Consider the following 23750-nt stretch of genomic DNA (forward strand, 5'->3'; position numbering starts at 1 on the left):
CTGGATTTTGTCATCCCACTAAGCATCGCTATCGCTTGAGGCAAGCGGCGAGCGGTGGACACAGCTTGCAAAGTTTCGGATAGACACTTGCATGGGACACATTCTTGTAACCGGATCAAGCCGCGGAATTGGCAAGGCGGCGCTCGAAACTCTCAGCGCGCGGGGGGTGGCGGTGATCGGCCATGCCTCACGCCCGCAACCCGCCGCGCCGGGCGCTCCGCCGATCATCGCCGCCGATTTCGGCGATCCGCTGGCCGTCCAATCGCTATGGGAAGCGGCGCTGGAACTGGCGGGCGGGCAAATTGACGCGGTGGTCAATAATGCCGGGCGGTTCGAGGCCAACCGGCTCGACCGATCGGACATCGAATGGCTGGATGCGTGGGAGGATACCTTGCGGGTCAACCTCACCGCCGCCGCTCAGCTTTCGCGGCTGGCGGTGCTGCACTGGCAGGCGCGCAGTTTTGCAGGGCGGCTGGTTCATGTGGCGAGCCGCGCGGCCTATCGCGGGGATTCGCCGGCGCATTGGCACTATGCTGCGGCCAAGGGGGGGATGGTGGCGATGCACAAGACGATTGCGCGCGCCTATGCCAAGGACGGCATCCTCAGCTTCGCAATCACGCCAGGGTTCACCGATACCAGCATGGCCGATGATTACCTCGCCAGTCGCGGCGGGCCGGGGCTGCTGGCGGACATTCCGCTGGGCCGGGTGGCGACACCGGACGAAATCGCCGCGATCATCGCCTTTTGCGCACTGGACGCACCGCCAAGCATGACCGGCGCGGTGATCGACGCCAATGGAGCCAGCTTTGTTCGATAAATCCCTCTTCGCTCTGACCGCGCTGGCACTCGCCGGGTGCGGCGCCAGCATCCCCGCCTCGGACATAACCGCACGGGTCGCGGACGCGCAGCATTCGAGCGACATCGTGCGCTTTGCCTCGGTGTGCGAAGATTGGGACGATTGGGACAAGCCGACAGAGCCGTTCCAGATCCACGGCAACACCTGGTATGTCGGCACCTGCGGGATCGCCGCGATCCTGATCAAGGGCGATGATGGCGCGGTGCTGATCGACAGCGGCACCAACACAGGCTCCGAAGCGATTGAGGCCAATATCGCGGCACTCGGCTACACAATGCGCGATGTGAAGGCATTGCTCGTCAGCCATGAACATTACGACCATGTCGGCGGGATGGCCCGGTTTCAGGGGCTGAGCGGCACGCCGCTATGGGTCGGCGAAGGCGCGGCCGAGGTGATGCGCACCGGCAAGGACGATCCGCGCGATCCGCAAGCGGGGCTGCACGCAGCCATGGCACCGGTCACTGGCACGATCCGCGCAGTCGCAGACGGAGAGGTGCTTGAAACAACCGGCGTCACCCTAACCGCGATCGCCACCCCCGGCCACACCATCGGCGCGATGAGCTGGCAGTGGGAGAGCTGCACTGCGGGCGGATGCGTGACCATTGTTTATGGTGACAGCCTCTCGCCCGTCAGCGCCGACGAATACCGTTTCACCGATCACCCTGAATATGTCGCGATGTTCCGGCGCGGGATCGCTCGGCTGGCAGGGCTGGAATGCGATATGCTGATCACCCCGCATCCTTCGGCGAGCCAAATGCTTGCCCGCGCCCGCACCGGTTCATTCGAAGGCGGCATGACCTGCCTCGCCTACGCCGCCAGCAAGACCAAGGCGCTGGATGATCGGCTCGCCAAGGAAGCTGCCAGCAAATGACCACCTGGAAATTGAGCCTCCACGCGCCCAAGACGGTGGTGCAGGCGGCGCTGCTCGCGCATGATCTCATCGACGATTGGGACTTTGAACTCGTCATCGCGGGGCGCGAAGTGGCGGAGGACCAGCCTGACGACTGGGTGCTCGAAGGCTGGTTTCCGCGCAAACCGGGCAAGGCGCAGAAAGCCGCGCTGACGGGCTTGTTCGCGGGCGTTTTAGAAGGTGGGGCACCCAAACTCACCATCGAGGAACTTCCCCCGCAGGATTGGGTGACGCTGAGCCAGCACAATGTCACCCCGATCCGTGCCGGGCGGTTCCACGTTCACACCCCCGATTACCCCGCCGACCCGCGAGCCATCGACTTTGTGATCCCCGCCAGTCAGGCGTTCGGCACCGGGCAGCACCGCACCACCGCCGGTTGCCTCGAAATGCTCGACGCGATCAAGGCGAGCGGCATGGTCGCGCGCAATATTGCCGATATCGGCACCGGCACCGGCTTGCTCGGCTTTGCGGCGCTGGCGCTGTGGGCGCGTGCGCGCATCACCCTTACCGATATCGACGCGGTGTGCGTGCCGGTGGTCGAGGAGAACGCCGCATTGAACGGCATCCCGCTCGGCCCGCGCGCGGGTGAGGCGGTGATGGTGGTGGCCGACGGGATGGACGATCCGCTGATCAAGGTGCGCGGGGCCTATGACCTGCTGATCGCCAACATACTCGCCGGGCCGCTGGTGGAACTCGCGCCCGATTTTGCCCGCGCAGTTGTGCCGGGGGGCAGCTTGCTACTGGCCGGATTGCTCGCGGGCGAACAGGAAGCGGCGGTCAGGCGCGCGATGCACCGCGCAGGCTTCCGCATGGCAGCACGGTTGCAACGCGGCGATTGGGCGATATTGTGGCTGCGGCGGAGACGGATGCGCTAGGCGGCGACAAGGTTGGTTTCCAACAGCGCCAGCGCGTAGCGGGTGAAGGCGGCCATGTTGGCGATGCGGTCATCCGAAGTTGTTTCAATTAGGCGGGTGAACTCGCCCCCCGGCCCTGCCAAAGCGGCAACACTGCGTCCGGCAGGCGCGCCGCTGGGGTGATTGGAGCCGCCGACCGACCCGCTTTCGGCCAGACCCCAGTCTGCGCCGAAATTGTCGCGGATCGCGCGGGCTTGCAACAGTGCGTATTCTTCGCTGGCCCCGCGCATCCCCTTGTATGCCTCGCGCGGCAGATCGAACAGCACGTCGCGGGCGCGGAAGGAATAGACCACGCCGCCCCCCACAAAGTAATCGAGCGCGCCGGGCACCGTCAGCAAGGTGGCGGCGATCAAGCCTCCGGTCGCCCCGTCGGCCACCGCGACTGTCTCGCCTCGCGCCCGCAGCAGGCCTGCGATGTGCAAGGCTCGCGGATGGAGTTCGTGCAGCAAGTCCATCAGTTTCCCAGCGCCTCAGCGACAATCGCTGCCCAGCCCGCCTCGTCCACCACTTCGATGCCGAGTTCAGCGGCTTTCTTCATCTTCGATCCCGCCCCCGGCCCGGCCACCACCAGATCGGTTTTCGCGCTGACGCTGCCAGCCGCCTTCGCGCCCAGCCGTTCAGCCTGCGCCTTGGCTTCGTCGCGGCTCATGGTTCCCAGCTTGCCGGTGAACACCACGGTCTTGCCAGCAACCCGGCTGGCGATGGTTTTGACCTCGTAGCGCGGCGGGGTGACTTGGCTGAGCAGATCTTCCCACACCGCGACGTTGTGCGGTTCGTGGAAGAAGTCTCGGAGCGACTCCACAACTGCGTCGCCCACGCCGTCGATCGAGGTAAAGGCAAGATACCAATCATAGTCTGTTTCGGGCTTTAACCGAGCACCGCTCTCAGCCATGAAGTTCGCGTTCAGGTGGTCTACTGCCTCTTTGATCCTCGGTAGATCGTGAAAATGCTTCATCAAATCCCGCGCCGTCACCTCGCCGACGTGGCGGATACCAAGCCCGAACAATAGCCGCGCGGCATCGGGCGTGCGTTTGGCCTCGATAGCTGCCAGCAGGTTGTCGACCGACTTCTCCTGCCACCCCTCCAGCGCCAGAATATCGCTGCGCCGCTGCCGCAGTCGGAAAATATCCGCCGGGCTTTCCAGCCACCCCAACGCAAAGAACTGCGCGATGGTCTTTTCGCCCAGCCCCTCGATATCCAATGCTTTGCGACTGACGAAATGTTCGAGCCGCTGGGTGCGCTGCGCCGGGCAGATTAGCCCGGCGGTGCAACGCACATCGACCTCGCCTTCTTCGGCCACCGCCTCGCTGCCGCATTCGGGGCAGTGATCGGGGAACGCGAACGCGGCGCGCACCTCGTCACGCGTTAGGTTATCGACCACCTGCGGGATCACATCGCCCGCACGCTGGATCACCACCCGGTCGCCCACGCGCAGCCCCAACCGCGCGATCTCATCACGATTGTGGAGCGTCACATTGGTCACCGTCACCCCGCCGACCAGCACCGGGGCGAGCCTGCCCACCGGGGTCAGCTTGCCCGTGCGCCCGACCTGAATGTCGATGGCTTCGACAGTGGTTTCCGCGCGCTCCGCCGGGAACTTGTGCGCCAGCGCCCAGCGCGGGGCCTTGGCGACAAAACCCAGCCGTTCCTGCCAATCGATCCGGTCGAGCTTGTAAACCACCCCGTCAATATCATAGGGCAGATCAGGCCGCGCCGCGCCGATCGCATCGAAATGCGCAACCAGATCATCCGCCCCACCTTCGATCCGGGTGAACAGCGGTGAGATCGGAAAGCCCCACGCGCGCAAGCATTCCACCACCTCGGTCTGGGTCGTGCCCGGAACCTGCGTCGCCGCGCCCCAGCCATGCGCCCAGAACCGCAAGGTACGCTTGGCGGTGACATTCGCATCTTTCTGCCGCAGCGATCCTGCCGCCGCATTGCGAGGGTTGGCAAACAGCTTCCCCCCCGCCTCATGCTGCGCAGCATTGATTGCGGTAAAGGCCTGTTTTTCCATATAGACCTCCCCGCGCACCTCGAAGATGGCGGGAACATCGGCGGGCAGTTTTTGCGGGATGTCGGGAATATGCGCGACATTCGCCGTCACATCCTCACCCACCTGCCCATCGCCGCGCGTCGCGGCGCGCAGCAACACGCCGTTTTCATAGCGCAGCGAGCACGATAGCCCGTCAATCTTGTCCTCGGCGGTGCAGGCCAACGGCGCGTCTTCCGGCAGGTTCAAAAACCGCCGCATCCGCGCCAGCCACTCCGCGACTTCCTCTGGCGAGAACGCATTGTCGAGGCTCATCATCCGAACTTCATGGGCGACCTTGCCCAATGGCGAAGCGGCGATGGCATGGCCCACTTTGCGCGTGGGCGAATCGTCGCGGATCAGATGCGGAAAGGCCGCCTCCAATTCGGCATTACGGCGGACGAGCGCATCATATTCCGCGTCGGAAATCTCGGGCGAATCCTCGGCGTGATACAGCCGGTCATGATGCGCAATCGCACGCGCCAGCCGCATCAATTCATTGGCGGCATCGGCTTCGGAGAGGTTGGCGCGCTGGCTCATTGGCATTGGTTTCGACGTCCTTTGGCTCTCCTATGCCCGAATAGCAAAGCGCCGAAAAGTGCGGCGCCAAGACGTCACATATCGTTCGCTGAACCGTGCAAGCCGGTTCGTTTGCGGAACTGATGTAATCGCATTGCCCCCGTAAATGATAAGTCAGTCATCCCATCAGACCACTTTGTAAATGAAGTAATATCATGTTATTTGAATCGTAGGGGAGCATGACGACTATCGAGTCGATGCAGATGTCTATGGCAGCTGCATATTTGGGGGGAGGTATAAAACCATGATATATCCTAAGCTTATCGGCTTTGCTGCGGCGTCTCTTTTATTTAGCGGGGCAGCGGTTGCACAGAACTTCACTTATGAAGTTGTTTGGGAACCTGTTGAATTTGTTGGTGGAATGGATACTCCTGATAGGCCGCAGGGCGGCGCAGGAATAGTGAACGGGTCTTACACCACGACATATGCCGACGGATCAGTGGAAAAGGGCAAGGCCCGCTGCATCGGCATGGATCAACCCGACAACGGGCTGTTTGCCCTGCATTTCTCATGCACCACCAACGATCCCAGCGGCGTGGCTTCGCTGGTCTATGGCTGTAACTATCTGGGCAAGCCCGGGCCGGAAACTCCGCTTGGATGTGTTGGCGGCATTCAGGGTAAAACCGGTGAAGCAACCGGACGGCGTGGTTCGCTGACGATGGAATGGTATTCCGAAACCCAGGCACGCGGAACCGGCCAGTGGTACGCTAGCCAGTAACGCAAAACCCGATAGGTTGACCGGGGCGCGGATCGATTTTCATCTCCCGCCCCGGCAACCGATCGGATTTCGTGCCTGCCCACCGCGCGTATTCGCGGTGTCAGTCGTGATCGGGCACCAACACCGTCGCCCACATCGTCAGGCCGCACATCGTCCCGCGAGGTCTAAATCCAAGCGATCTATAAAGCCCGATCGCGCCTTCGTTGTGGGCGTATGAATGGAGATAGGGCACATCACCGCGCGCGCGCTGTCCGGCCATAACCTGTTTGATCAGCCGCCGGGCAAGACCCTGCCCGCGATATTCGGGCCAGGTGCAGACCCCGCTGATTTCCGCCAGCCCTGACGCAGGCAGCATCCGCTCTCCCGCCATCGCTGCCAAGCGCCCGTCGATACGGATACCGTAGAACTGGCCAAAACGATGAGTCAGCGCGCGCCACGGCCCCGGCTCAGTCGCCAGTGCGATCTCGGCCATCTCGGCTGCATCATCCTCACCAAGCCGGTGAATTTCAGGATCAGGCGCTTCATCCGCAGGCACATCGCCATCGGCGATCATCTGGAGCAGTTCCATCGTTCGTTCGATGCGTGTACCGGGCGGCGCGCGCCAAACTTCCGGCTCGATCAGCCACAATTCGTCATCCCGGCTTGCGAGCAGTGAGGCCAAACCCGCCTGCGCCTCCTGCCCGCCATCACGCGCGGCCGCAAATGGCCCGTAGCGTGGATCGACCCGAACGGCAGAGCCCGACCCTTGCGCGAGATGGGCAAGCCGCCCTTGCAGCATATGCCACACCTGCCGATCAAGGATCCGATCCATCACACCCCCTCCAGCAGCCGATCTGCCTGCGCGCGCGCTTCGGGCGTCACTTCCGCGCCAGACAGCATCCGGGCGATTTCCTCTTGCCGCCCGTCAGCATCCAGCAGCACCACGCTGGTGCGTGTCACCGTGCCTCTGGATGCCTTGGCGATCAGGTAGTGCTGCCCGCCCCGCGCGGCGACTTGCGGGCTGTGCGTTACCGCGAGCAATTGGCCTTCCTGCGCCGCCAGCCGAGCGAGGCGTTCTCCGATGGCGCTCGCCACCGCCCCGCCCACGCCGCGGTCAATTTCGTCGAAGATGATCGTCGCCGCCCCGCCCTGTTCGGCCAACGCGACCTTCAATGCGAGGATAAAGCGCGACAATTCCCCGCCGCTCGCGATCTTGCCGAGGGCTGCAAAATCCGCGCCGGGGTTGGTCGAGATGAGGAACTCGACCGCGTCCATCCCGCTTGCGCCCCAGCGGTCTTCGGGCAGCGCGGTGATCTGCGTCAGGAATCGCGCGGCGTCGAGCTTGAGCGGCGCAAGCTCCGCCGCCACCGCCGCGTCCAGCTTCGCCGCGCCCGCCACCCGCGCCGCGTGCGCCTTCTGCGCCGTTGCCACGTAGGCAGTGCGCGCTTCCTTGGCGGCGGCTTCAAGCGCGTCCAACTGCGCCTCCCCGCCCTCAATCGCGTCGAGTCGGCCACGCATCGTGCGCATCAATTCGGGTAGGTCGTCCACCTCGCAGCGGTGCTTGCGGGCGGCGGCGCGAAGTTCGAACAGCCGGGTTTCGGCGTTTTCCAAGGCGTTGGGATCGTGCAGCAGCGCCTCGGCAGCGGCTTGCAGCTTGTCCTCCGCCTCTCCCGCTTCGATCACCGCGCGGTCGAGCGCAGCCAGCGCCTCGGTCAGCAATGCGTGTTCGCCCGCGATCCGGTCAAGCTTGCGCGCGGCCACGCGCAGCGCAGCGAGCGGCGAATCCGAACCCTCCCACACATGGCGCAGCGCCTCCAGATCGCCCGCCAGCCGCTCACCCTTCTGCATATCGGCGCGAGTCGCGGCAAGGCGTGCTTCTTCGCCTGCCACCGGTTCCAGCGCGGCCAGCTCCGCCAGATGTGCGATCAGCAGATCCTGATCGGCCTTGGCCTGTTCCACCGCGCCGCGCGCCTCGGCGAGCTGCGCTTCAGCCCTCGCCCAGACGGCAAAGGCGCGTTCCAGCCCCGCCGCATCGGTGCCCGCATAGCGATCCAGCAGCATCCGGTGGCCGCGCGGATTGACCAGCCCGCGATCATCATGCTGGCCGTGGAGTTCGACCAGCGCAGGCGCGAGTTCGCGCAGCAGTGCGACGCTGGCGGGTTGATCGTTGATGAAGGCTTTGGAGCCGCCATCGGCCTTCACCTGCCGCCGGATCAGCAGCGGCTCTCCCGGTTCAATGGCGATCTCCGCCTCATCCAGCGCGGCGGCGATGGGCGCGGGCAGCGCGGCGAATTCAAAACTGGCGGTGACGCTCGCCTTGTCCTCTCCGGCGCGCACCAGCGATGTCTCCGCCCGGTCGCCCAGGATCAGCCCCAGCGCATCGAGCAGGATCGACTTGCCCGCCCCCGTCTCCCCCGTCAGCACGCCCAGCCCACGCGCGAAGGTGAGATCGAGCGCTTCGATGAGGACGATATTGCGGATCGAAAGACGGGTCAGCATGGGCGGTGCAAGGGATAGCGCAGGCCGCTGCCGCCGTCACGCTTCAAGCGAGAGGCAATCCCCAAGCCCATGCGCCGGGTTTCAGGACTTTGAAAACCCACGCCCTGCTGAAATTTTATGGTTGCGAATCGCCTGACCGATTCGGCCCCGCACCGATTCGTCGTTGGCGGCGCAAGACCATCCATTTGCGCTGAAATTCGGCCCCAAAACGAAAAAAGCCCCGGTTTCCCGAGGCTTTTTGCTAGCTCTTACGACGCCGACTTAACTGGTGCCGAAGAGAATGGAAATCCAGCCCCACATAATATTTCTCCTATCAGCGTCAATTGCTGTAGGAGCGTTTTAACACAAAATTAACCATAATCAACCGTTAACTACGATTCTCCCGCCGCCCATCATCGATAGCAGCTCTGGCATCGTAATTGCCCGTGCAAACAGGTAGCCTTGCGCATGGTCGCAGCCCATCGCGCGCAAAGTGGCTGCGACTGCCTGATCCTCGACACCTTCGGCCACCACGACCTTACCCAGCGAGTGGGCGATTTCGATCGTGGCGCGCACCACGGCGCGGCTTTCTTCCGATGTCGCCATGTTCTGCACGAAGCGCTTGTCGATCTTGAGTTCGGAACTGGGCAACTTCTCGATATATTCGAGATTTGATTGCCCGGTGCCGAAATCATCGATCGAAAGACTGATCCCGCGCTGTTTGAGCGCAGCGATTTGCGGCGCGATTCGTTCATCTTCCAACTTGGCCGTCTCGGTCAGTTCCAGCGTGAGGTTGCCCGGCGGGAAGGCATGGCGGCCCAGCATTGTCATGATGTCGAACATCAGATGCGCGTCGCTCAGGCTTTTGGCTGACATATTGACTGCCAGCTTGAAGGCCGGATCAAGCGCAATCGCTTTCTTGCCTTCAACCAGCGCGGCTTCCATCACCACCAGCGTCAATTCGTTGATGCGATCCCCCGCTTCGGCGGCGAGCACCAATTCTTGCGGATTGACCCACTCCTTGCCATCAGGCTTCCAGCGGATTAGCGTTTCCGCGCCGACAATCCGGCCGGTGAGCAGATCGACCTTGGGTTGGTAAGCCACCCCGATACTGCGATCACGCAGCCCTTTTTCCAGCACCCGCAGCAATCCAACCCGCTGGTTGCGGGCTTCGAGATAGGCGGGATCATTGATGATAAACCGCGCTCCGCGCGATGCGGCTTCCTCAGCCGCCTGCATCGCCTTCTTGATGCGCTGGTCAAGCGGCAGATCATAATTGGTATCGATCCCCAGCGCCGGTGCACTGCTGGCCGATTGCCAATCATGGCTGATCGCGGTCTTGAGAATCAGCGCAAGGCCATCGGCATGCCGTTCGAGACTGGCGGTGTCCATCCGCGGGGCCAGCCACACCAGAACGTCACGATCAAACGCGACATCGCCCGTCTCTCCCGGCCCTTTGATATAGGCGATCAACGTGCTGACAAACTCGCCCAGTTCGCGCGCGGTCCATTCTTCCGACATTTCGGCCAGGCTTGCGATTTTCAAAGCATAGACATCGCGTCCGGCGCTGACCTGATCGGAACTCAACGCCGAAGTGCTCATCGCATCGACATCCTGACTATAATATTTGCGGGCGATGCGCTGAAACCCGATACCCGCTGCCAGCATGGCCAGCAGCGCTGACATCACATCAATATTGACGCCGAATTCGTCGAGCACCAGTGGCACGGTGAGCAATCCGCCAGCCGAAACCACCAGCGCGCGCGACGATTTCGAATTCGCCAGAACCTGCGCCATGATCGCCAGCCCGGCAACCAGCAGCGCCGGAACCCACATCAGATCAACCGGCACCCCGCGCTTGAGCGTATGCGCGCCCATGATGTGGAAATAGGCGCCGGGCAAGCGACCGTCGCGCAAGGGCAGGCGATAATAGTCGGCTGATTCATAAAAGCTCTCGCCTATAATTACGCTTTTGCCATCTAGCGCGGAAGCTGAAATATCGCCGTTAAGGACATCAATGTAACTGAAGGCCGGTATTGTGCCGGGATTGAACGCATAATCCGGGCGGTAACTCCGGTCAGGGCCAGTGTAATTCGCCAGTGCCGCTGAAAGCGAAGGATGCCTCGATCCGTTGAGATTAACACTGGTTGGAAAGGTAACCGAAAAGCCGAAAGGGGCTCCAAGCCCGTTCATTGCGGCAAGTTGTGCATGCTCGCGAAACGCGGGGCGTGGAACAATCTCCTCCACGATCTGGAATCCAACCTCGTGCTTGGGCGCGAAGCCGAGCCAGACTTTGCCCTTGTGCCGGGCAAGCGTCTGGGCGAATATCGCGTCGGCTTTCGGGTTTTCCGGATCAGCGTGTGCGCGGTCGAATGTGACCTTTGCCACCCCCGATGCAATCAGCGTGTCAATCAATTGGCTATCATCCACGCGCGACGGCAGCGTCCGATTGAACGCATTGTATGTTTTGTCATCGATGGCAATCATCACCACGTCCTGCGGCGCAGGCTTGGATCGCACCTCGGCCCGCATCGCGCGGTAGAAGTCTTCGGCAGGCAACGGCAGCTCAATCGCAGCTGACACCAGCCCGAACAGGATCGCAAAGCCCGCCACCTTGGCACGCTTTCGCCGGAGCAGCGCCGCGCCCGAATTGCGGATGATTCCGCCGTTCAGCACAGCAACCTCATCGCCAGCAAAGCCAAGGGCGCGCCGCAGGTAGTCTACTGTTGATTGCATTGATCTGATCATGAAGCGCGCAAATCCGAACGGGAACTGCGGTTAACCTTAGGTCGCGTTGGTTAATTCATCGCAAACGCTGATCGCGATGCGATGGCGGGGTACTACCGGCCACCACTCGGCCCGCAGGCGGTTGCTTGACCCCTGCTAGACCCCTCTTAGACCCCTCCTAGACCCGTTTTAGTGCCTGTTTTCATGATGTTTCACGTGAAACATTGGTTGCTGGCAGTGGACATGGCAGCCAGTTTGTCATAGTTGGTCGCGATGCACGCGGGGGGTGATCACATAACATCGGTACTGTTCGTGTGCCTCGGCAATATCTGCCGATCACCCATGGCCGAAGGCGCGTTTCGCGCTGCCGCTGCGCAGAGCGGCCTCGATTGCCACGTCGATTCCGCCGGAACCGCATCCTATCACATTGGCGATCCGCCCGATCCGCGCGCCATTGCAGTTGCCCGCTCCAACGGCGTGGACATTGCCGGACTAACCGCGCGTCAGTTGAAGTCCGATGACTTCTACCGCTTCACCCACGTGATCGCGCTCGACCGCGCCAATCTTGAAGGGATCAAGGCCCACGCCCCGCGCGACGGGACAGCCACGGTCGCGCTGCTGCTGGATGCGGTCAATGGCCGCGAGGGTGAGCCCGTGCCCGATCCCTATTACGGCGATAGCGCCGCCTTCGAAGCGGCGTGGCAGATCATCACCGAAGGGGCCCAGGCGCTGGTGGAGCGTCTGGCCAGCGCAGGGTCTGACCCGCTCGCCTAACCCCCGCGCAACAACTGCACGCCCCAATCGCGTTCGAACAGGTATAACAGCAACCGCGCCGCCTCTCCGCGCGGGGAAGCCAGCCCGCCACCCGGCGCCCCTTCGTCCCGCTCGATCAGCAGCCGCGCATCGGCATGGGCGGTCGGCAGCAGCCGCTGCATCTGTTCCAGATTGGCAATCCGGAACGCCGCTTCGCCCGATTGCCTTGTGCCGAGCAATTCGCCCCCACCGCGCAATTCCAGATCCTCCTCGGCGATGCGGAACCCGTCCTGCGTTTCGCGCATCAGGGCAAGCCGCGCGCGCGCGGTTTCAGACAGTGCCCCGCCGCGCAGCAGCAGGCAGGTGGATTTCTCCGCCCCGCGCCCCACCCGCCCGCGCAGTTGGTGCAACTGGGCAAGGCCAAAGCGTTCGGCCTGTTCGATCACCATCAGCGTGGCCGCCGGGACATCCACCCCCACCTCGATCACCGTGGTCGCCACCAACAGCCGCGCCTGCCCGCTGGCAAACCGCTCCATCGCGGCGTCCTTTACCTCTGGCCGCAACTGCCCATGCACCAGCACCACCGCCTTGCCAAACCGCTCTTTCAGCGCGGCATAGCGGGCCTCGGCGGCGGCAATATCGGCAAGGTCAGGCACCCCGTCGATTTCGCGCACCATCGGGCACACCCAATAGGCCTGTTGCCCGCTGGCGAGATGCCGTTCGACGCCCGCGACCACCTCATCCATCCGTTCCTGCGGCACTACGCGGGTATCAATCGCCTGCCGTCCGGGGGGCAGTTCATCGAGGCGGCTGACATCCATCTCGCCATATTGCGCCAGCGTCAGCGATCGCGGAATCGGGGTCGCGGTCATCGCAAGGGTATGCGGAGCGCGCCGTCCCTTCCCCGCCAGCGCGAGCCGCTGCGCCACGCCAAAGCGGTGCTGTTCATCAATCACCACCAACCCCAGATCGCGGTAATTGACGGTGTCCTGAAAGATCGCATGGGTACCAACCAGCAGCTGGATCGACCCATCCATCAGGCCCATCAGTATGCTCTCGCGCTCGCGCCCCTTGGCGCGGCCCGTCAGCAAAGCGATTTCCACCCCTGTCGGGCGCAGCATGGTGCGCAACGTTTCAAAATGCTGGCGGGCGAGAATTTCAGTGGGCGCGAGCAAAGCCGCCTGCTTGCCCGCCTCCACCGCGATCAGCATGGCATTGAGAGCGACCACGGTTTTGCCCGCACCGACATCACCTTGCAGCAGCCGCAGCATCGGCGCTTCCTGCGCCAAATCACCCGCGATCTCGGCAATCGAGCGCGTCTGCGCGCCCGTCAGCGCGAAGGGCAATTGCAGCTTGGCGCGCAAGGCGCCGTCCCCTGCGAGCGCCTGCCCCCAGCGGCGGCGGCCTTCGGCCTTGACCAGCAGCAGCGCGAGGCTGTTGGCCAGCAATTCATCATAGGCGAGCCGGTCACGCGCCTTGGGATGGTCCTGCTTGTGCGCCAGGTGCAACGCATCACGCCACGCGGGCCAGCCAGCCTTGGCGAATTGGCCCGGATCAATCCATTCGGGCAGGTCTGGCAGGCGGGTCAGCGCCTGTTCCACCATGCTCGCCACGCGCGGCTGGGTCAGCCCTTCGGACAGGCGATAGACCGGTTCACACAGCCGCCCCAGATGCGCCGCGCTGGCTTCCTCGACATGATCGGGGTGGACGATCTGGAGCATATCGCCATAGCGATCAAGCCGTCCGGCGATCCAGCGCGTCTCCCCCACAGGCAGCAGCTTTTTGGCGGTATAGGCGGCCTTGCCGAACCACGTCAGCGCGCAGACATTGCCCTTGGCATCCTGTGCCAGCACCCGATACGGCCCGCGGCTTCCGGGGCGGGGGCTGCGGTGTTCAATCGGGGTCAGCGCGATCACCACCTGTTCGCCCTCACCCCCTTCATCCAGATCGGCAATCGCATGGCGACTGACGAAGCGTTCGGGCAGGTGATAGACGACATCCTTGATCCGCGTGAGGCCGAGCTTCTCCAGCGGCTTCATCAGCTTTGGCCCGACGCCTTCGAGCGCTTCGGTTTCGGCGAACAGGGGATTGAGGATTTCGGGCCGCATAAGGGGGCTCTAACCCCAATCATCCGTTCTGCGAAGCCTTACGACGGCGCTTGTTTGCATGGTTAATATGTGGTCTAATCTGCCCTTGACGTTACGACACGCAATGATTGCATTGCTTCGTCCTTGTAACAGTCAAACCAGTAGGGTCGCTCGCAAACGTGTTTTTCACGGGGGGAAGACCTGACTATGATACGGAAACTTATGTTCGGAATCGCCGCTAGCTCAGCGGCGTTGGTTGCCATTCCAGCCGCGCCAGCCATGGCGCAAGAAGCTGAAGAGGCGCGGACCACTTACCGGGTTGTCTATCTCAAGCTTGCCGATGGCGCAGGCCCGCGATGGACGGAAATCCAAGAGACTTATAATGCGCGCGCAGCCGAAAAGGCTGGCTTGAAACCGGTCACGGTGCATTGGTTGATGACCGGAAATTGGGATTTGATGCTTCTCATCCAAATGCCGGATGGTCTTTCCGCGCTCGACACTCATAATCCTCCGGCGCAGGCAGCATATAACAAGGCATTTGTCGAAGTTGCTGGCGGCGAGGAAGCTGCGCGGAAAATTCGCGATGAATTGGGTGGGTTGGTAACGGATTCTCTGGTCACTTACAGCCACACCCACCCATAACCGCGATACTCACTTGAACCTGAATGATTGATCTGGGATTAGGGGCGCCTTTCCAACCGAAGGTGCCCCTTTTTCCATGCCGGAACCGCATAGCTTTGCCGATCGCCTGGCCCGCGCGAAGTTCCGCGCGTGGCATCGCGGCACGCGTGAGGCCGATTACATGATCGGCGGTTACTTTGATCGCTACCACGCCGTTTGGGGCGAACCGGAACTGGCGTGGTTCGAAGCCTTGCTCGATGAAGATGACGTCGATGTGATGGCTTTCGCGCTTGGCACCGCCGCGCCGCCGGAGCATCTGGCGGGCGACCTGCTCACCTCCATGCAGAAACTCGATTACGTTGATATTCCGCGCTGATCGCGCGCGCCGCTTTACTGGAAACCTATGCCCGATCTCTCGCGCATCCTTGCGGCCAATGATCCGCTGACCCTCGCCTCGCTCCCGCGCGGGAGCCTGCCGCTGGTGCTGGTCGATCTCGCCCGCGCTGCCAAACGCCGGGCGGTGTTCATCGCGCCCGACGATGCGGCGATGCGCGCGGCAGTGGACGCGGCGCAGTTCTTCGCGCCCGAGATTGATGTCTTCGCCTTCCCCGCGTGGGATTGCCTGCCCTATGACCGGGCCAGCCCCGCGCTGACGATCAGTGCCGAACGGCTGGCCGCGCTCCACCGCTTGCAGCAACCCGGCAGCGCGCAGCAATTGCTGGTCACGACAGTCAACGCCGTTTTGCAACGCGTGCTCACCCCGTTCCGCGTGCGCGAAAGCGTGCGTGAATTCCGCGTTGGCACCAATATCGGCCATGCCAGCCTTGCCGCGCTGCTGACCCGGCAGGGCTATGCGCGCACCGACACGGTGATCGACCACGGCGAATTTGCAGTGCGCGGATCGATTGTCGATATCTTCCCCTCCAGCCTTGATGCAGGTCTGCGGCTCGATTTCTTCGGTGATGAACTGGAAAGCCTGCGATTGTTCGATCCGGCCACGCAGATGACGGTGGAACGGGTCGATCAGCACCTGCTGCTGCCTGCGTCCGAAGCGCTGCTCGACGACAACAGCATCAAGCGCTTTCGCAGCCGTTACCGCGAACTGTTCGGCGCGAACGCCACGCAGGATCCGCTGTACGAAGCGGTGTCTGACGGGCGGCGACTGGCGGGCATGGAACATTGGCTGCCGTTGTTTGAGGAACGGCTGGCGACGCTGTTCGATCACCTCGGCACGGATGATGTCGTGGTCATCGATCAGGGCGCGATTGGCGCGGCCGAGGAACGGCTTGGTGACATTGCCGATTACCACGAACAACGCGGCCGGATCGCAAGCGAGAAGAAAGGCAGTTATCGCCCGCTCGGTCCCGATGCGCTGTATCTGACGCGGGCTGAATTTGACGCTGCACTGGCCGCCGCCCCCGCCCACCGGGCCAGCGGTTTTGCTGCCGAGGGCAGCGCCAATGTGCTCGATTTCGGCTTCCGTTCGGCGCGCGATTTTGCGCCTGAGCGCGGGCGCGGTGAAAATGTTTACGAAGCCGCCGCAGGGTATCTCAAATCCGTTGCCAAGGTCGGGCGCAAGCCGCTGTTCGCCGCCTATTCCACCGGCAGCGCCCGGCGGATCGCGTTAATCCTTGAAGAAGCCGGCGCGCCAACTATGCTGGCGGACAATTGGCAACAGGCGCTGGGGCTGGCCGCCAAAGGCAAATGCGCGGTGGTTGTCCTGCCGCTGGAAACCGGGTTTGCCAGCGACACGCTCGAACTCCTCACCGAAGCCGATGTGCTGGGCGACCGGCTGGTGCGCCGCAAGAAAAAGCGGCGGGATTCCGATGCCTTCCTTGCCGAGCTTCAGGCCTTGTCGCGCGGCGATCTGGTGGTGCATATCGAACACGGGATCGGGCGCTATCTCGGGCTTGACCCGATCACGGTCGGCAAAAGCCAGCATGATTGCGTCGCGCTGGAATATGCGGGCGGGGACAAGCTGTTCATCCCGGTCGAAAACATCGATGTTCTTAGCCGCTACGGCTCGTCCGAACAGGCGGTGCCGCTTGACCGGCTGGGCGGTGAGGCATGGCAGCGCCGCCGTGCCAAGCTGAAAGAACGCATCACCGCCATCGCGGGCGAGTTGATGCAGGTCGCCGCCGCACGCGCGCTGCGGAAAGCCACGGTGCTGGCGACCGATCACGCCACGCTTAACCAGTTCGTCGACCGCTTCCCATGGTCGGAGACCGAGGATCAGGAACGCGCCATCGCCGATGTGCTGGGCGATCTGGAAAGCGGGCGTCCGATGGATCGTCTCGTCTGCGGCGATGTCGGCTTCGGCAAGACCGAGGTCGCCTTGCGCGCCGCATTTGTCGCGGCAATGGCGGGGCAGCAGGTGGCCATCGTGGCCCCCACTACCCTGCTCGCGCGCCAGCACTATCAGAACTTTGTCGAACGATTCGCAGGCTTCCCGCTCCAGATCGGGCGACTCTCACGCCTCGTCTCCGCCAAGGAAGCGACCGCGACCCGCGAAGGGTTGAAAAATGGCCAGGTCGATCTGGTGATCGGCACCCACGCGATCCTGTCAAAATCGACGCAATTCAAGAACCTCGGCCTTGTGATCGTGGATGAAGAACAGCGCTTCGGCGTCACCCACAAGGAAAAGCTGAAACAGCTGCGCGCCGACGTTCACGTCCTCACGCTCACCGCCACGCCCATCCCGCGCACGCTGCAAATGGCGATGAGCGGCCTGCGCGAACTTTCCACCATCCAGACCCCGCCGGTCGACCGGCTCGCCGTGCGCACCTATGTAATGGAATGGGACGACATGGTGATGCGCGAGGCGCTGCTGCGCGAACACCACCGCGGCGGGCAGAGCTTCATCGTCGTGCCGCGCATTTCGGACATGGCGGGTGTCGAAGAATGGCTGCACGAACACGTGCCCGAGATCAAGGCGATCTCTGCTCATGGCCAGATGGGTGCAGGAGAAATCGAAAGCCGGATGAGCGCTTTCTACGAAGGCAAGTACGAGGTGCTGCTTTCGACCACCATCGTCGAGAGCGGGCTGGACCTGCCCAACGCCAACACCATCATCATCCACCGCGCCGACATTTTCGGCCTCGCCCAGCTCTATCAGCTGCGCGGGCGCGTGGGCCGGGCCAAACTGCGCGCCTATGCCTATCTGACGCATGAAAAAGACGTTGCCCTATCCGAAGTCGCGCAGAAACGGCTGAAGGTGCTTGGCGATCTTGATTCGCTGGGTGCAGGGTTCCAGCTTGCCAGCCACGATCTCGACATTCGCGGCGCGGGCAATCTGTTGGGCGATGAACAATCAGGCCATATCCGCGAGGTCGGGTTCGAACTGTATCAGGCGATGCTGGAGGAGGCGATTCTGGCGGCCAAGGCGGGCGAAATGGGCCTCGCCCCGGCGCGCGACAAGGTTTCGCCGCAGATCACCGTCGATGCGCCAATCATGATCCCTGAGGATTACGTGCCCGATCTGGCGGTGCGCATGGCGCTCTATCGCAGGCTCAATCAGGCCGAGGGGCAGTACGAGATCGAAAGTCTGGCCGCCGAAATGATCGACCGTTTCGGCGACCTGCCGCAGCCGACCAAGAACCTGATCCGCCTGATCGAAATCAAGCATCAGGCAATCGGTGCCAACATTGCCAAGATCGATGTCGGCGCACGCGGCACGCTTGTCACCTTCCACAATGATGATTTCCCCGATCCGATGGGCTTGATCGCCTATGTCGAACGGATCAATCAGGGTGCCAAAGACACCGCCAAACTGCGCCCCGACATGAAACTGGTCATCAACCGCGCATGGGGCGACCCGCAAAACCGGCTGAACGGATTGTTCCAGCTGACCAAGGGGTTAAGCGGGGTTGTGAAGAAGGCAGCGAAGGCGAAGCGCGCGGCCTGATGGCCACATAGGAGGTATGGCCCCAGTTGCGGGATTTCTTCTAGCAACCTTGTAGTTGCCATAGAACTCTTCGCTTTGAGAATGTTGCAGAGTTGGAGTTGCCTTAACCAACTCTCCAGATCAAAGTGATGCTGAGCGCGACACAACGCTTCATCGCGCGCGGTAGAGGCCTCCATGTCAGCAAGAAATGTCCAGATCTACCTGCCCGAGAATCAGATCCCTTTGCTGGAAACCATTCTTGCCCGCCACACCCGGCGTTTTTGGCGCGAGAGCTTGCCGGGAGAACAAGAGAAATACACTTGTATCGTCCAGCAACGTTATACCGAACGCCTACTAACCGATCTGGACGATGCCTTTCGAACTGTGCCGTCCTTCGCGGCCCACGTCGCGCATCTAGAAGCCGTGCTACCAACGCTGGAGGAAAACCCATCGACCGAACTGCTGCTCGCGTCCAATCTTCCACCGCCAACGTGGCTCGAGCGCTTTTTCAGCCGCGACCGCCTTAGCACGGATGAAATCTACGATGACATCGAAGAAAGCCTGAGGATCCGACCTTCGTTCGTGCTGACGGTAACGCTGTCGGCGATCATCGCAGGCCTCGGAATGCTCAGCGGGCAGGTCGCTGTCGTCATCGGCGCAATGATTATTGCGCCCTTGCTTGGCCCCGCGATGGGACTGGCGCTTGCGGCAACGGTTGGCGACTGGACGCTAGGCCGGAAAGCGATTGCGGCCTTGGCACTGGGCTGCGCGCTCGCGGCGCTGACGGGCTCAGTAATTGGAATGATTGTGGCAATAGATCCATTGACCGCTGAACTGCGCAACCGGACGCTGGTTCAGCCGGCTGACATTGCGCTTGCCCTAGCGTGCGGCGCAGCCGGGGTGCTGGCCTTTAGCCGCGGGGCGTCACTCGCGCTAGTGGGCGTAATGATTGCGGTAGCGCTGGTTCCGCCGCTCACCGCTGCGGGCATCTACACCGGAGCAGGATTACCTGCTGCAGGGGCCAATGCAATGTTCCTGTTTACCGTCAATCTCGTGTGCGTGAACGTCGCGGGAATAGTTACCTTCTTGTTTCAGGGACTGCCGCCCAAAAGCTGGCGTATGACTACGGGGATTATGCTGGTTTGGGTACTTTTGCTGGGATTGCTGATGGCGATGATGGCAGGCCGGATCTTGCTCGGCTTAGGAGCAGGAGAAGGTATTTTTTCAGCCCTAGGCAACAGCGCGGTTTGATCGCAAGATAACCTGTTATCGTCAATAAAGATGGGCGTTCTTTACGGAAACTCTTCATCCACTTGCAGCCATCAACAACTCAACTCGCACCATCCGAAAGTTGACAGCTGCCCCCTTACCCGTGCCCTATCCCGCGCGCCGTTCGCGCCAGTGCCAGCACGCTTTCGCTCGGCATCGGCTGGGCGCGCAGGAAGCCTTGCCAGTAGTCGCAGCCTTCGGCGGTGATCGCCGCGCGCTGGATTTCGCTTTCGATCCCCTCGGCATAGACCGCCAGGCCAAGCGCTTTGCCCAGCTGCATGATCGCCCGCAGCACCGCCAGCGCGGTGGCATCGCCCGGCACGCTATCGACCATCGCCTTGTCAAGCTTCAGCGCATCCAGCGGCAATTCGCGCAGGTAGCGAAAATTGCAGAACCCCGCGCCGAAATCATCGAGCGCGGTGCGGAACCCCAGCCCGCGCAACGCCTTCAGCGCGCTGGCCGCCTGCGGCAGATTGCGCAGCAACAAATCCTCGGTAATCTCCAGCATCAGCCGCTGCGGTGCAATGTCCGAACGGCCGATCAACGCGGCAAAATCGGCAGCAAAGCGCGGATCGCCCAGTTCTTCGGGTGTGATGTTGAGCGACAGCGACAGATTATCCGGCCAGGTCGCCGCATCCTCCAGCGCGCGGGCGACCACATGGCGCGACAGCGGGGCGACCAGCGCAGCACGCTCTGCCACCGCGAACAGATCGCGCGCGCCGATTTCGCCCAGCGAGGGGTGCTGCCAGCGTGCCAGCGCTTCGGCCCCGACCACTGCCCCGGTAACGCAGGAAAATTGCGGCTGGAACAATACCTCAATCTCACGCCGGTCGAGCGCGCTGAGCAAGTCGGCTTCGAGCACACCGGTGCTGACGCCGGGAAAGCGCCCGCGCGTGCTGCCGCGCAACGATGTCCGGCCTTGTTCCATTCCGCTCCCTTATGGATCAGCGTTCTTAATCATGGAATCTGCGCAATGCTTGCTTCAATTGCAATCCGCCCAAAACTGGCACATCAGGCCATTCTGCCGACAATGCACCGGGGATAAGTCAGCCGGGATCACGTTCAACCCGGAGGAGAGCGATAGATGGCGAGCAACGCAGCACCCTTTGAGCGCCTCGCGCTGGTGGTTTCGGATGTCCCGCGCGCGCAAGAAGCCTTCGCGGCTTTGCTGCCGCAGCACGATTGGGTGCCGCTGGAACAGGCCGACGCGGTGGTAGTGCTGGGCGGCGACGGGTTCATGCTGCAAACGCTGCACGCGATGATCGATGAGGGCCGCGTGATCCCGGCCTATGGCATGAACCTTGGCTCGGTCGGGTTCCTGATGAACCGCTTTGACAAGCGTGCAGCCATTGCCGCGCGGGTCGCCAAAGCGCGGCGCTGGACGATTGCGCCCTTGCGGGTCGAGGCGATCACGCAAGACGGCAAAAGCCACGCAATGTGTGCGATCAACGAAATATCGCTGCTGCGCGAAACGCGCCAGACCGCCAAGATTGAAGTGACCGTGGGCGACCGGGTGCGGATACAGGAATTGGTGTGCGACGGGGTATTGGTAGCAACCCCTGCGGGATCGACGGCGTATAACCTGTCCGCCAATGGCCCGATCCTGCCATTGGACAGCAAGCTGCTCGCCCTCACCCCGATCAGCCCGTTTCGCCCGAGGCGCTGGCGCGGGGCAATTTTGCCTGACCGGATGAAGATCGTGCTCAAGGTGCTCGAACCGGCCAAGCGCCCGGTGTCTGTCGTCGCCGATCAAAAGGAACTGCGCGACATTGCCGAGGTGCGTCTCCAGATTGCGCAGGACACCCAGTTGACGCTGCTGTTCGATCCCGGCCAATCGCTCGAAGAACGCATAGTGGCCGAACAATTTGTCACGGGATGATTGCAGCGTAGGCAGGCTCAAAACCCCCTTGCAATCCTGTGCCCTGCCCCATATAGGCGCGCTTCCGCTCTTCCTTAGACCGCTTGGAAGAGTTGCTCCCCGATAGCTCAGCGGTAGAGTAGGTGACTGTTAATCACTTGGCCGTAGGTTCGAATCCTACTCGGGGAGCCAATTTCTCAACTGATTTCCGCTGATTGGATATGCAGCGCTGTCACGGCGCTGCGTCAGCCCCACCCTGCTCCACCCTTGAAATCATAGCCTTGTATTGCGTTCACTCGCTTATGCGTTAGTTCGTTGCCAGTGCTTCTCATCATAATCATCGCGCTGATTTTCCTCATCGGATATTCCAGCCAACGCACCGGAGTGTGCATGGTTCGTGCGATGAACGAGGTGATTGAGCGGCGGCGTGGGCACCGTCTTGCAGGGTTCTTGCTGGCAGCAGCAACCGCGATGATGGTGATGGCCGCTGCCGAATATTTGGGTGCGCGGCCCTTTACCACCATCCTTGGCGCGCGGATGGACTGGATCGCTATCGCAGGCGGCGTGCTTTACGGGCTTGGTTCACGGATCAACGGTCATTGTGCGATTGGCACGGCGGCGGCGCTTACGTCCGGCCAAATGTCCCGCAGCGCCTCCATCGCCGCGATGCTCGTCGCGGCCATATGTCTCGGGCCCAATATGTTACAGGCGGCATTGTTGTTACCGATGCGCGAACAGGTTGTTTCACCGCTTGCGGGTAATGCGCCGCTCGCATTGGCAGTTGGCGGAACACTGGCTGCGATGGCTGGTTATTATTTGTACCGCCGCCTTAAATTGCGACGCCCTGGCGGAGGTTGGTCGCCGTTATTGGCGATGGCCTTGATCGGCGCGGCGTCGGGAGCGCTGTTCGCGCTCGACCAGCAATGGCTCTACACCAGCAGCATTGCGAAAATCGCATATGGAGACACGCCCTTTACGTTTCGCGCGATTGCTGTGCCGATTGCGTTGATCGTCGGCATGGTGGTCGCAGTGGTGATCGGCGGTATGTTTCGGTTGCAAACAGGTGGCATCCGCGAGTGGGCCAGAGCGGCCTTTGGCGGCCTGCTGATGGGCATCGGCGCAACCTTGGTTCCGGGCGGCAATGACACGATGCTGTTTACTGGCATTCCGTTGCTGTTGCCCAACCTGCTGGTCGCCTATGCTGCCTTTGTTGTGACCCTTTACCTCGCATTATATGTCGGCAGGCCGAAGGACGGGCAGCACATTTCCGCCGATGTCTGATTCTGATCGAGGCGGCGCGCTTCCCGTTCTTCTCACGCCCCCGCCAGCAGTCGAACTCCCACCACCAGCACCAGTATTGCAGTCAACCAGCGGATCCATTTCGGCGGCAGCAAGCGCGCGGCAAACAGACCGCCGATCTGGCCGCCGATCACCACCGCGATCAGGAGCGGCAGCGCTGTGCCAAGAGCTTGCCCGAACAGGTCGGGGCCGTTCTTGAGCAATTGCCCGGCGAGGCCAAACAGCGAGTTCACCAGAATGAACAGGCTGGCCGTCGCCGCAATGGCACGCGCGCCCTGCCAGCGCGTAAGGTGCAGCAAGGGCGCGAGGAAGATCCCCCCGCCGATACCGACTAACCCGGCAAGGAAACCCAGCAGCGGGGCTGCAACGGGTATACAGCGGGCATAACGCGTCGGCTCACCCGCGTGTTGTTCGGCAATCGGGATCAACATGGTCAAGCTGGTCAGCACCAGACTGACACCCAGAAGCGTGAGAAACGCCTCTCGCCCGATCGGGATCAGCCCGCCGACAAAGCTCGCCGGAGCAGCCAGCGCCACCAGTAGCAGCGCGCCACGCCACGGGGTAATCCGCGCGCGCGCAAACCGCACGCTCGATCCGGCCACAACCACGATGTTGCAGGCCAGCGAGATCAGCGGCAGCAAGCGGTAATCAAGCCCTGACAGCGCCAGCAGCGCCGCATAAGTCGATCCGCCACCAAACCCCACGCTGGCATAGAGCAAAGCGGTGACGAAGAACGCCACCGCCAGCAGTATCGGAACCGCGCCGATCATTACCGCCCCTTGTTACGCAT

General features: G+C 62.4%; 19 protein-coding genes and 1 tRNA gene. 12 read left to right on the plus strand and 8 right to left on the minus strand.

The window, feature by feature from the left end; genetic code table 11:
- Positions 1 to 91 precede the first annotated feature (91 nt).
- Genes ACSSV3_RS08555 through ACSSV3_RS08565 form a run of 3 tightly spaced genes read left to right on the plus strand, consistent with a single transcriptional unit; the run spans position 92 to position 2641 of the window.
- Entirely contained in the window at positions 92 to 817 is a 726-nt protein-coding gene (locus tag ACSSV3_RS08555) for an SDR family NAD(P)-dependent oxidoreductase (RefSeq protein WP_354324330.1), read from the plus strand.
- Positions 807 to 1727, plus strand: coding sequence for a subclass B3 metallo-beta-lactamase (gene bla, locus ACSSV3_RS08560; RefSeq protein WP_354324328.1), 921 nt, complete (start codon positions 807 to 809; stop codon positions 1725 to 1727). Before ACSSV3_RS08555 ends, bla begins: the two co-directional genes overlap by 11 nt.
- Positions 1724 to 2641, plus strand: a complete 918-nt coding sequence (locus tag ACSSV3_RS08565) for a 50S ribosomal protein L11 methyltransferase (protein ID WP_354324326.1) — start codon at positions 1724 to 1726, stop codon at positions 2639 to 2641. Before bla ends, ACSSV3_RS08565 begins: the two co-directional genes overlap by 4 nt.
- Here the strand turns inward: ACSSV3_RS08565 and ACSSV3_RS08570 are convergent.
- Both ACSSV3_RS08570 and ligA read right to left on the minus strand, forming a co-directional pair.
- Positions 2638 to 3135, minus strand: coding sequence for a CinA family protein (locus ACSSV3_RS08570; protein WP_354324325.1), 498 nt, complete (start codon positions 3133 to 3135; stop codon positions 2638 to 2640). The genes ACSSV3_RS08565 and ACSSV3_RS08570 overlap by 4 nt on opposite strands.
- Positions 3135 to 5255 carry an NAD-dependent DNA ligase LigA gene (gene ligA / locus ACSSV3_RS08575; protein WP_454184788.1) on the minus strand — a complete coding sequence of 707 codons (2121 nt, stop codon included), beginning with the start codon at positions 5253 to 5255 and terminating at the stop codon, positions 3135 to 3137. Before ligA ends, ACSSV3_RS08570 begins: the two co-directional genes overlap by 1 nt.
- A gap of 277 nt (positions 5256 to 5532) precedes the next feature.
- Between ligA and ACSSV3_RS08580 the strand changes: the two genes are divergently transcribed.
- Positions 5533 to 6006: a hypothetical protein gene (locus tag ACSSV3_RS08580; protein WP_354324324.1), complete on the plus strand. Its 474-nt coding sequence runs from the start codon at positions 5533 to 5535 to the stop codon at positions 6004 to 6006.
- A 100-nt stretch (positions 6007 to 6106) separates the two neighbouring features.
- Here the strand turns inward: ACSSV3_RS08580 and ACSSV3_RS08585 are convergent, their stop codons facing one another.
- The 3 genes from ACSSV3_RS08585 to ACSSV3_RS08595 form a co-directional block, all read right to left on the minus strand.
- Positions 6107 to 6817: a GNAT family N-acetyltransferase gene (locus tag ACSSV3_RS08585; RefSeq protein WP_354324322.1), complete on the minus strand. Its 711-nt coding sequence runs from the start codon at positions 6815 to 6817 to the stop codon at positions 6107 to 6109.
- The gene (gene recN, locus ACSSV3_RS08590) at positions 6817 to 8484 is read right to left on the minus strand and encodes a DNA repair protein RecN (RefSeq protein ID WP_354324320.1); all 1668 of its coding nucleotides are present in this window, start codon (positions 8482 to 8484) and stop codon (positions 6817 to 6819) included. Before recN ends, ACSSV3_RS08585 begins: the two co-directional genes overlap by 1 nt.
- 360 nt (positions 8485 to 8844) lie before the next feature.
- Positions 8845 to 11199 (minus strand): EAL domain-containing protein, encoded by a 2355-nt coding sequence (locus ACSSV3_RS08595; protein ID WP_354324319.1) that lies wholly within the window; start codon positions 11197 to 11199, stop codon positions 8845 to 8847.
- A 264-nt stretch (positions 11200 to 11463) separates the two neighbouring features.
- On the opposite strand from ACSSV3_RS08595, the gene ACSSV3_RS08600 reads away from it, so the two are divergent.
- Complete coding sequence (locus ACSSV3_RS08600; protein ID WP_354324318.1) at positions 11464 to 11964, plus strand: low molecular weight protein-tyrosine-phosphatase; 501 nt, start codon at positions 11464 to 11466, stop codon at positions 11962 to 11964.
- On the opposite strand, the gene recG is transcribed toward ACSSV3_RS08600, so the two are convergent.
- Positions 11961 to 14051 (minus strand): ATP-dependent DNA helicase RecG, encoded by a 2091-nt coding sequence (recG, locus tag ACSSV3_RS08605; protein ID WP_354324316.1) that lies wholly within the window; start codon positions 14049 to 14051, stop codon positions 11961 to 11963. The two genes, ACSSV3_RS08600 and recG, sit on opposite strands and share 4 nt — an antisense overlap.
- A 201-nt stretch (positions 14052 to 14252) precedes the next feature.
- Here recG and ACSSV3_RS08610 point away from each other — a divergent pair, with 201 nt between their 5' ends.
- The 4 genes from ACSSV3_RS08610 to ACSSV3_RS08625 all read left to right on the plus strand — a co-directional run bounded on the left by ACSSV3_RS08610 (position 14253) and on the right by ACSSV3_RS08625 (position 19785).
- Entirely contained in the window at positions 14253 to 14672 is a 420-nt protein-coding gene (locus ACSSV3_RS08610; RefSeq protein WP_354324314.1) for a hypothetical protein, read from the plus strand.
- Positions 14673 to 14748: 76 nt separating this feature from the next.
- Positions 14749 to 15027 (plus strand): FAD assembly factor SdhE, encoded by a 279-nt coding sequence (locus ACSSV3_RS08615; RefSeq protein WP_354324312.1) that lies wholly within the window; start codon positions 14749 to 14751, stop codon positions 15025 to 15027.
- 27 nt (positions 15028 to 15054) lie between these two features.
- Positions 15055 to 18555 carry a transcription-repair coupling factor gene (gene mfd / locus ACSSV3_RS08620; RefSeq protein WP_354324311.1) on the plus strand — a complete coding sequence of 1167 codons (3501 nt, stop codon included), beginning with the start codon at positions 15055 to 15057 and terminating at the stop codon, positions 18553 to 18555.
- A 222-nt stretch (positions 18556 to 18777) separates the two neighbouring features.
- On the plus strand, positions 18778 to 19785 hold the full coding sequence (locus ACSSV3_RS08625; protein WP_454184789.1) for a TIGR00341 family protein: 1008 nt from the start codon (positions 18778 to 18780) through the stop codon (positions 19783 to 19785).
- Positions 19786 to 19900: 115 nt separating this feature from the next.
- Here ACSSV3_RS08625 and ACSSV3_RS08630 read toward each other — a convergent pair whose 3' ends face one another.
- The gene (locus ACSSV3_RS08630; protein WP_354324308.1) at positions 19901 to 20731 is read right to left on the minus strand and encodes an EAL domain-containing protein; all 831 of its coding nucleotides are present in this window, start codon (positions 20729 to 20731) and stop codon (positions 19901 to 19903) included.
- Between the two features lie 156 nt (positions 20732 to 20887).
- On the opposite strand from ACSSV3_RS08630, the gene ACSSV3_RS08635 reads away from it, so the two are divergent.
- The 3 genes from ACSSV3_RS08635 to ACSSV3_RS08645 all read left to right on the plus strand — a co-directional run bounded on the left by ACSSV3_RS08635 (position 20888) and on the right by ACSSV3_RS08645 (position 22942).
- Entirely contained in the window at positions 20888 to 21682 is a 795-nt protein-coding gene (locus ACSSV3_RS08635) for an NAD kinase (RefSeq protein WP_354324306.1), read from the plus strand.
- A 96-nt stretch (positions 21683 to 21778) separates the two neighbouring features.
- Positions 21779 to 21853 (plus strand) — tRNA-Asn (locus tag ACSSV3_RS08640).
- A gap of 129 nt (positions 21854 to 21982) precedes the next feature.
- Positions 21983 to 22942: a YeeE/YedE thiosulfate transporter family protein gene (locus tag ACSSV3_RS08645; protein WP_354324304.1), complete on the plus strand. Its 960-nt coding sequence runs from the start codon at positions 21983 to 21985 to the stop codon at positions 22940 to 22942.
- A gap of 32 nt (positions 22943 to 22974) precedes the next feature.
- On the opposite strand, the gene ACSSV3_RS08650 is transcribed toward ACSSV3_RS08645, so the two are convergent.
- Positions 22975 to 23730 (minus strand): sulfite exporter TauE/SafE family protein, encoded by a 756-nt coding sequence (locus ACSSV3_RS08650; RefSeq protein ID WP_354324302.1) that lies wholly within the window; start codon positions 23728 to 23730, stop codon positions 22975 to 22977.
- Positions 23731 to 23750: the final 20 nt, after the last annotated feature.

It is taken from the genome of Porphyrobacter sp. MBR-49 (genome assembly GCF_053628655.1).

Coding starts and splice junctions, on each gene's coding strand:
- ligA (WP_454184788.1), bottom strand. CDS start 5,255: ATGCCAATGAGCCAGCGCGCCAACCTCTCCGAAGCCGATGCCGCCAAT.
- ACSSV3_RS08635 (WP_354324306.1), top strand. CDS start 20,888: ATGGCGAGCAACGCAGCACCCTTTGAGCGCCTCGCGCTGGTGGTTTCG.
- ACSSV3_RS08555 (WP_354324330.1), top strand. CDS start 92: ATGGGACACATTCTTGTAACCGGATCAAGCCGCGGAATTGGCAAGGCG.
- ACSSV3_RS08585 (WP_354324322.1), bottom strand. CDS start 6,817: ATGGATCGGATCCTTGATCGGCAGGTGTGGCATATGCTGCAAGGGCGG.
- recN (WP_354324320.1), bottom strand. CDS start 8,484: ATGCTGACCCGTCTTTCGATCCGCAATATCGTCCTCATCGAAGCGCTC.
- ACSSV3_RS08610 (WP_354324314.1), top strand. CDS start 14,253: ATGTTCGGAATCGCCGCTAGCTCAGCGGCGTTGGTTGCCATTCCAGCC.
- ACSSV3_RS08615 (WP_354324312.1), top strand. CDS start 14,749: ATGCCGGAACCGCATAGCTTTGCCGATCGCCTGGCCCGCGCGAAGTTC.
- ACSSV3_RS08630 (WP_354324308.1), bottom strand. CDS start 20,731: ATGGAACAAGGCCGGACATCGTTGCGCGGCAGCACGCGCGGGCGCTTT.
- ACSSV3_RS08650 (WP_354324302.1), bottom strand. CDS start 23,730: ATGATCGGCGCGGTTCCGATACTGCTGGCGGTGGCGTTCTTCGTCACC.
- ACSSV3_RS08580 (WP_354324324.1), top strand. CDS start 5,533: ATGATATATCCTAAGCTTATCGGCTTTGCTGCGGCGTCTCTTTTATTT.
- ACSSV3_RS08595 (WP_354324319.1), bottom strand. CDS start 11,199: ATGCAATCAACAGTAGACTACCTGCGGCGCGCCCTTGGCTTTGCTGGC.
- recG (WP_354324316.1), bottom strand. CDS start 14,051: ATGCGGCCCGAAATCCTCAATCCCCTGTTCGCCGAAACCGAAGCGCTC.
- ACSSV3_RS08565 (WP_354324326.1), top strand. CDS start 1,724: ATGACCACCTGGAAATTGAGCCTCCACGCGCCCAAGACGGTGGTGCAG.
- mfd (WP_354324311.1), top strand. CDS start 15,055: ATGCCCGATCTCTCGCGCATCCTTGCGGCCAATGATCCGCTGACCCTC.
- ACSSV3_RS08570 (WP_354324325.1), bottom strand. CDS start 3,135: ATGGACTTGCTGCACGAACTCCATCCGCGAGCCTTGCACATCGCAGGC.
- ACSSV3_RS08600 (WP_354324318.1), top strand. CDS start 11,464: ATGCACGCGGGGGGTGATCACATAACATCGGTACTGTTCGTGTGCCTC.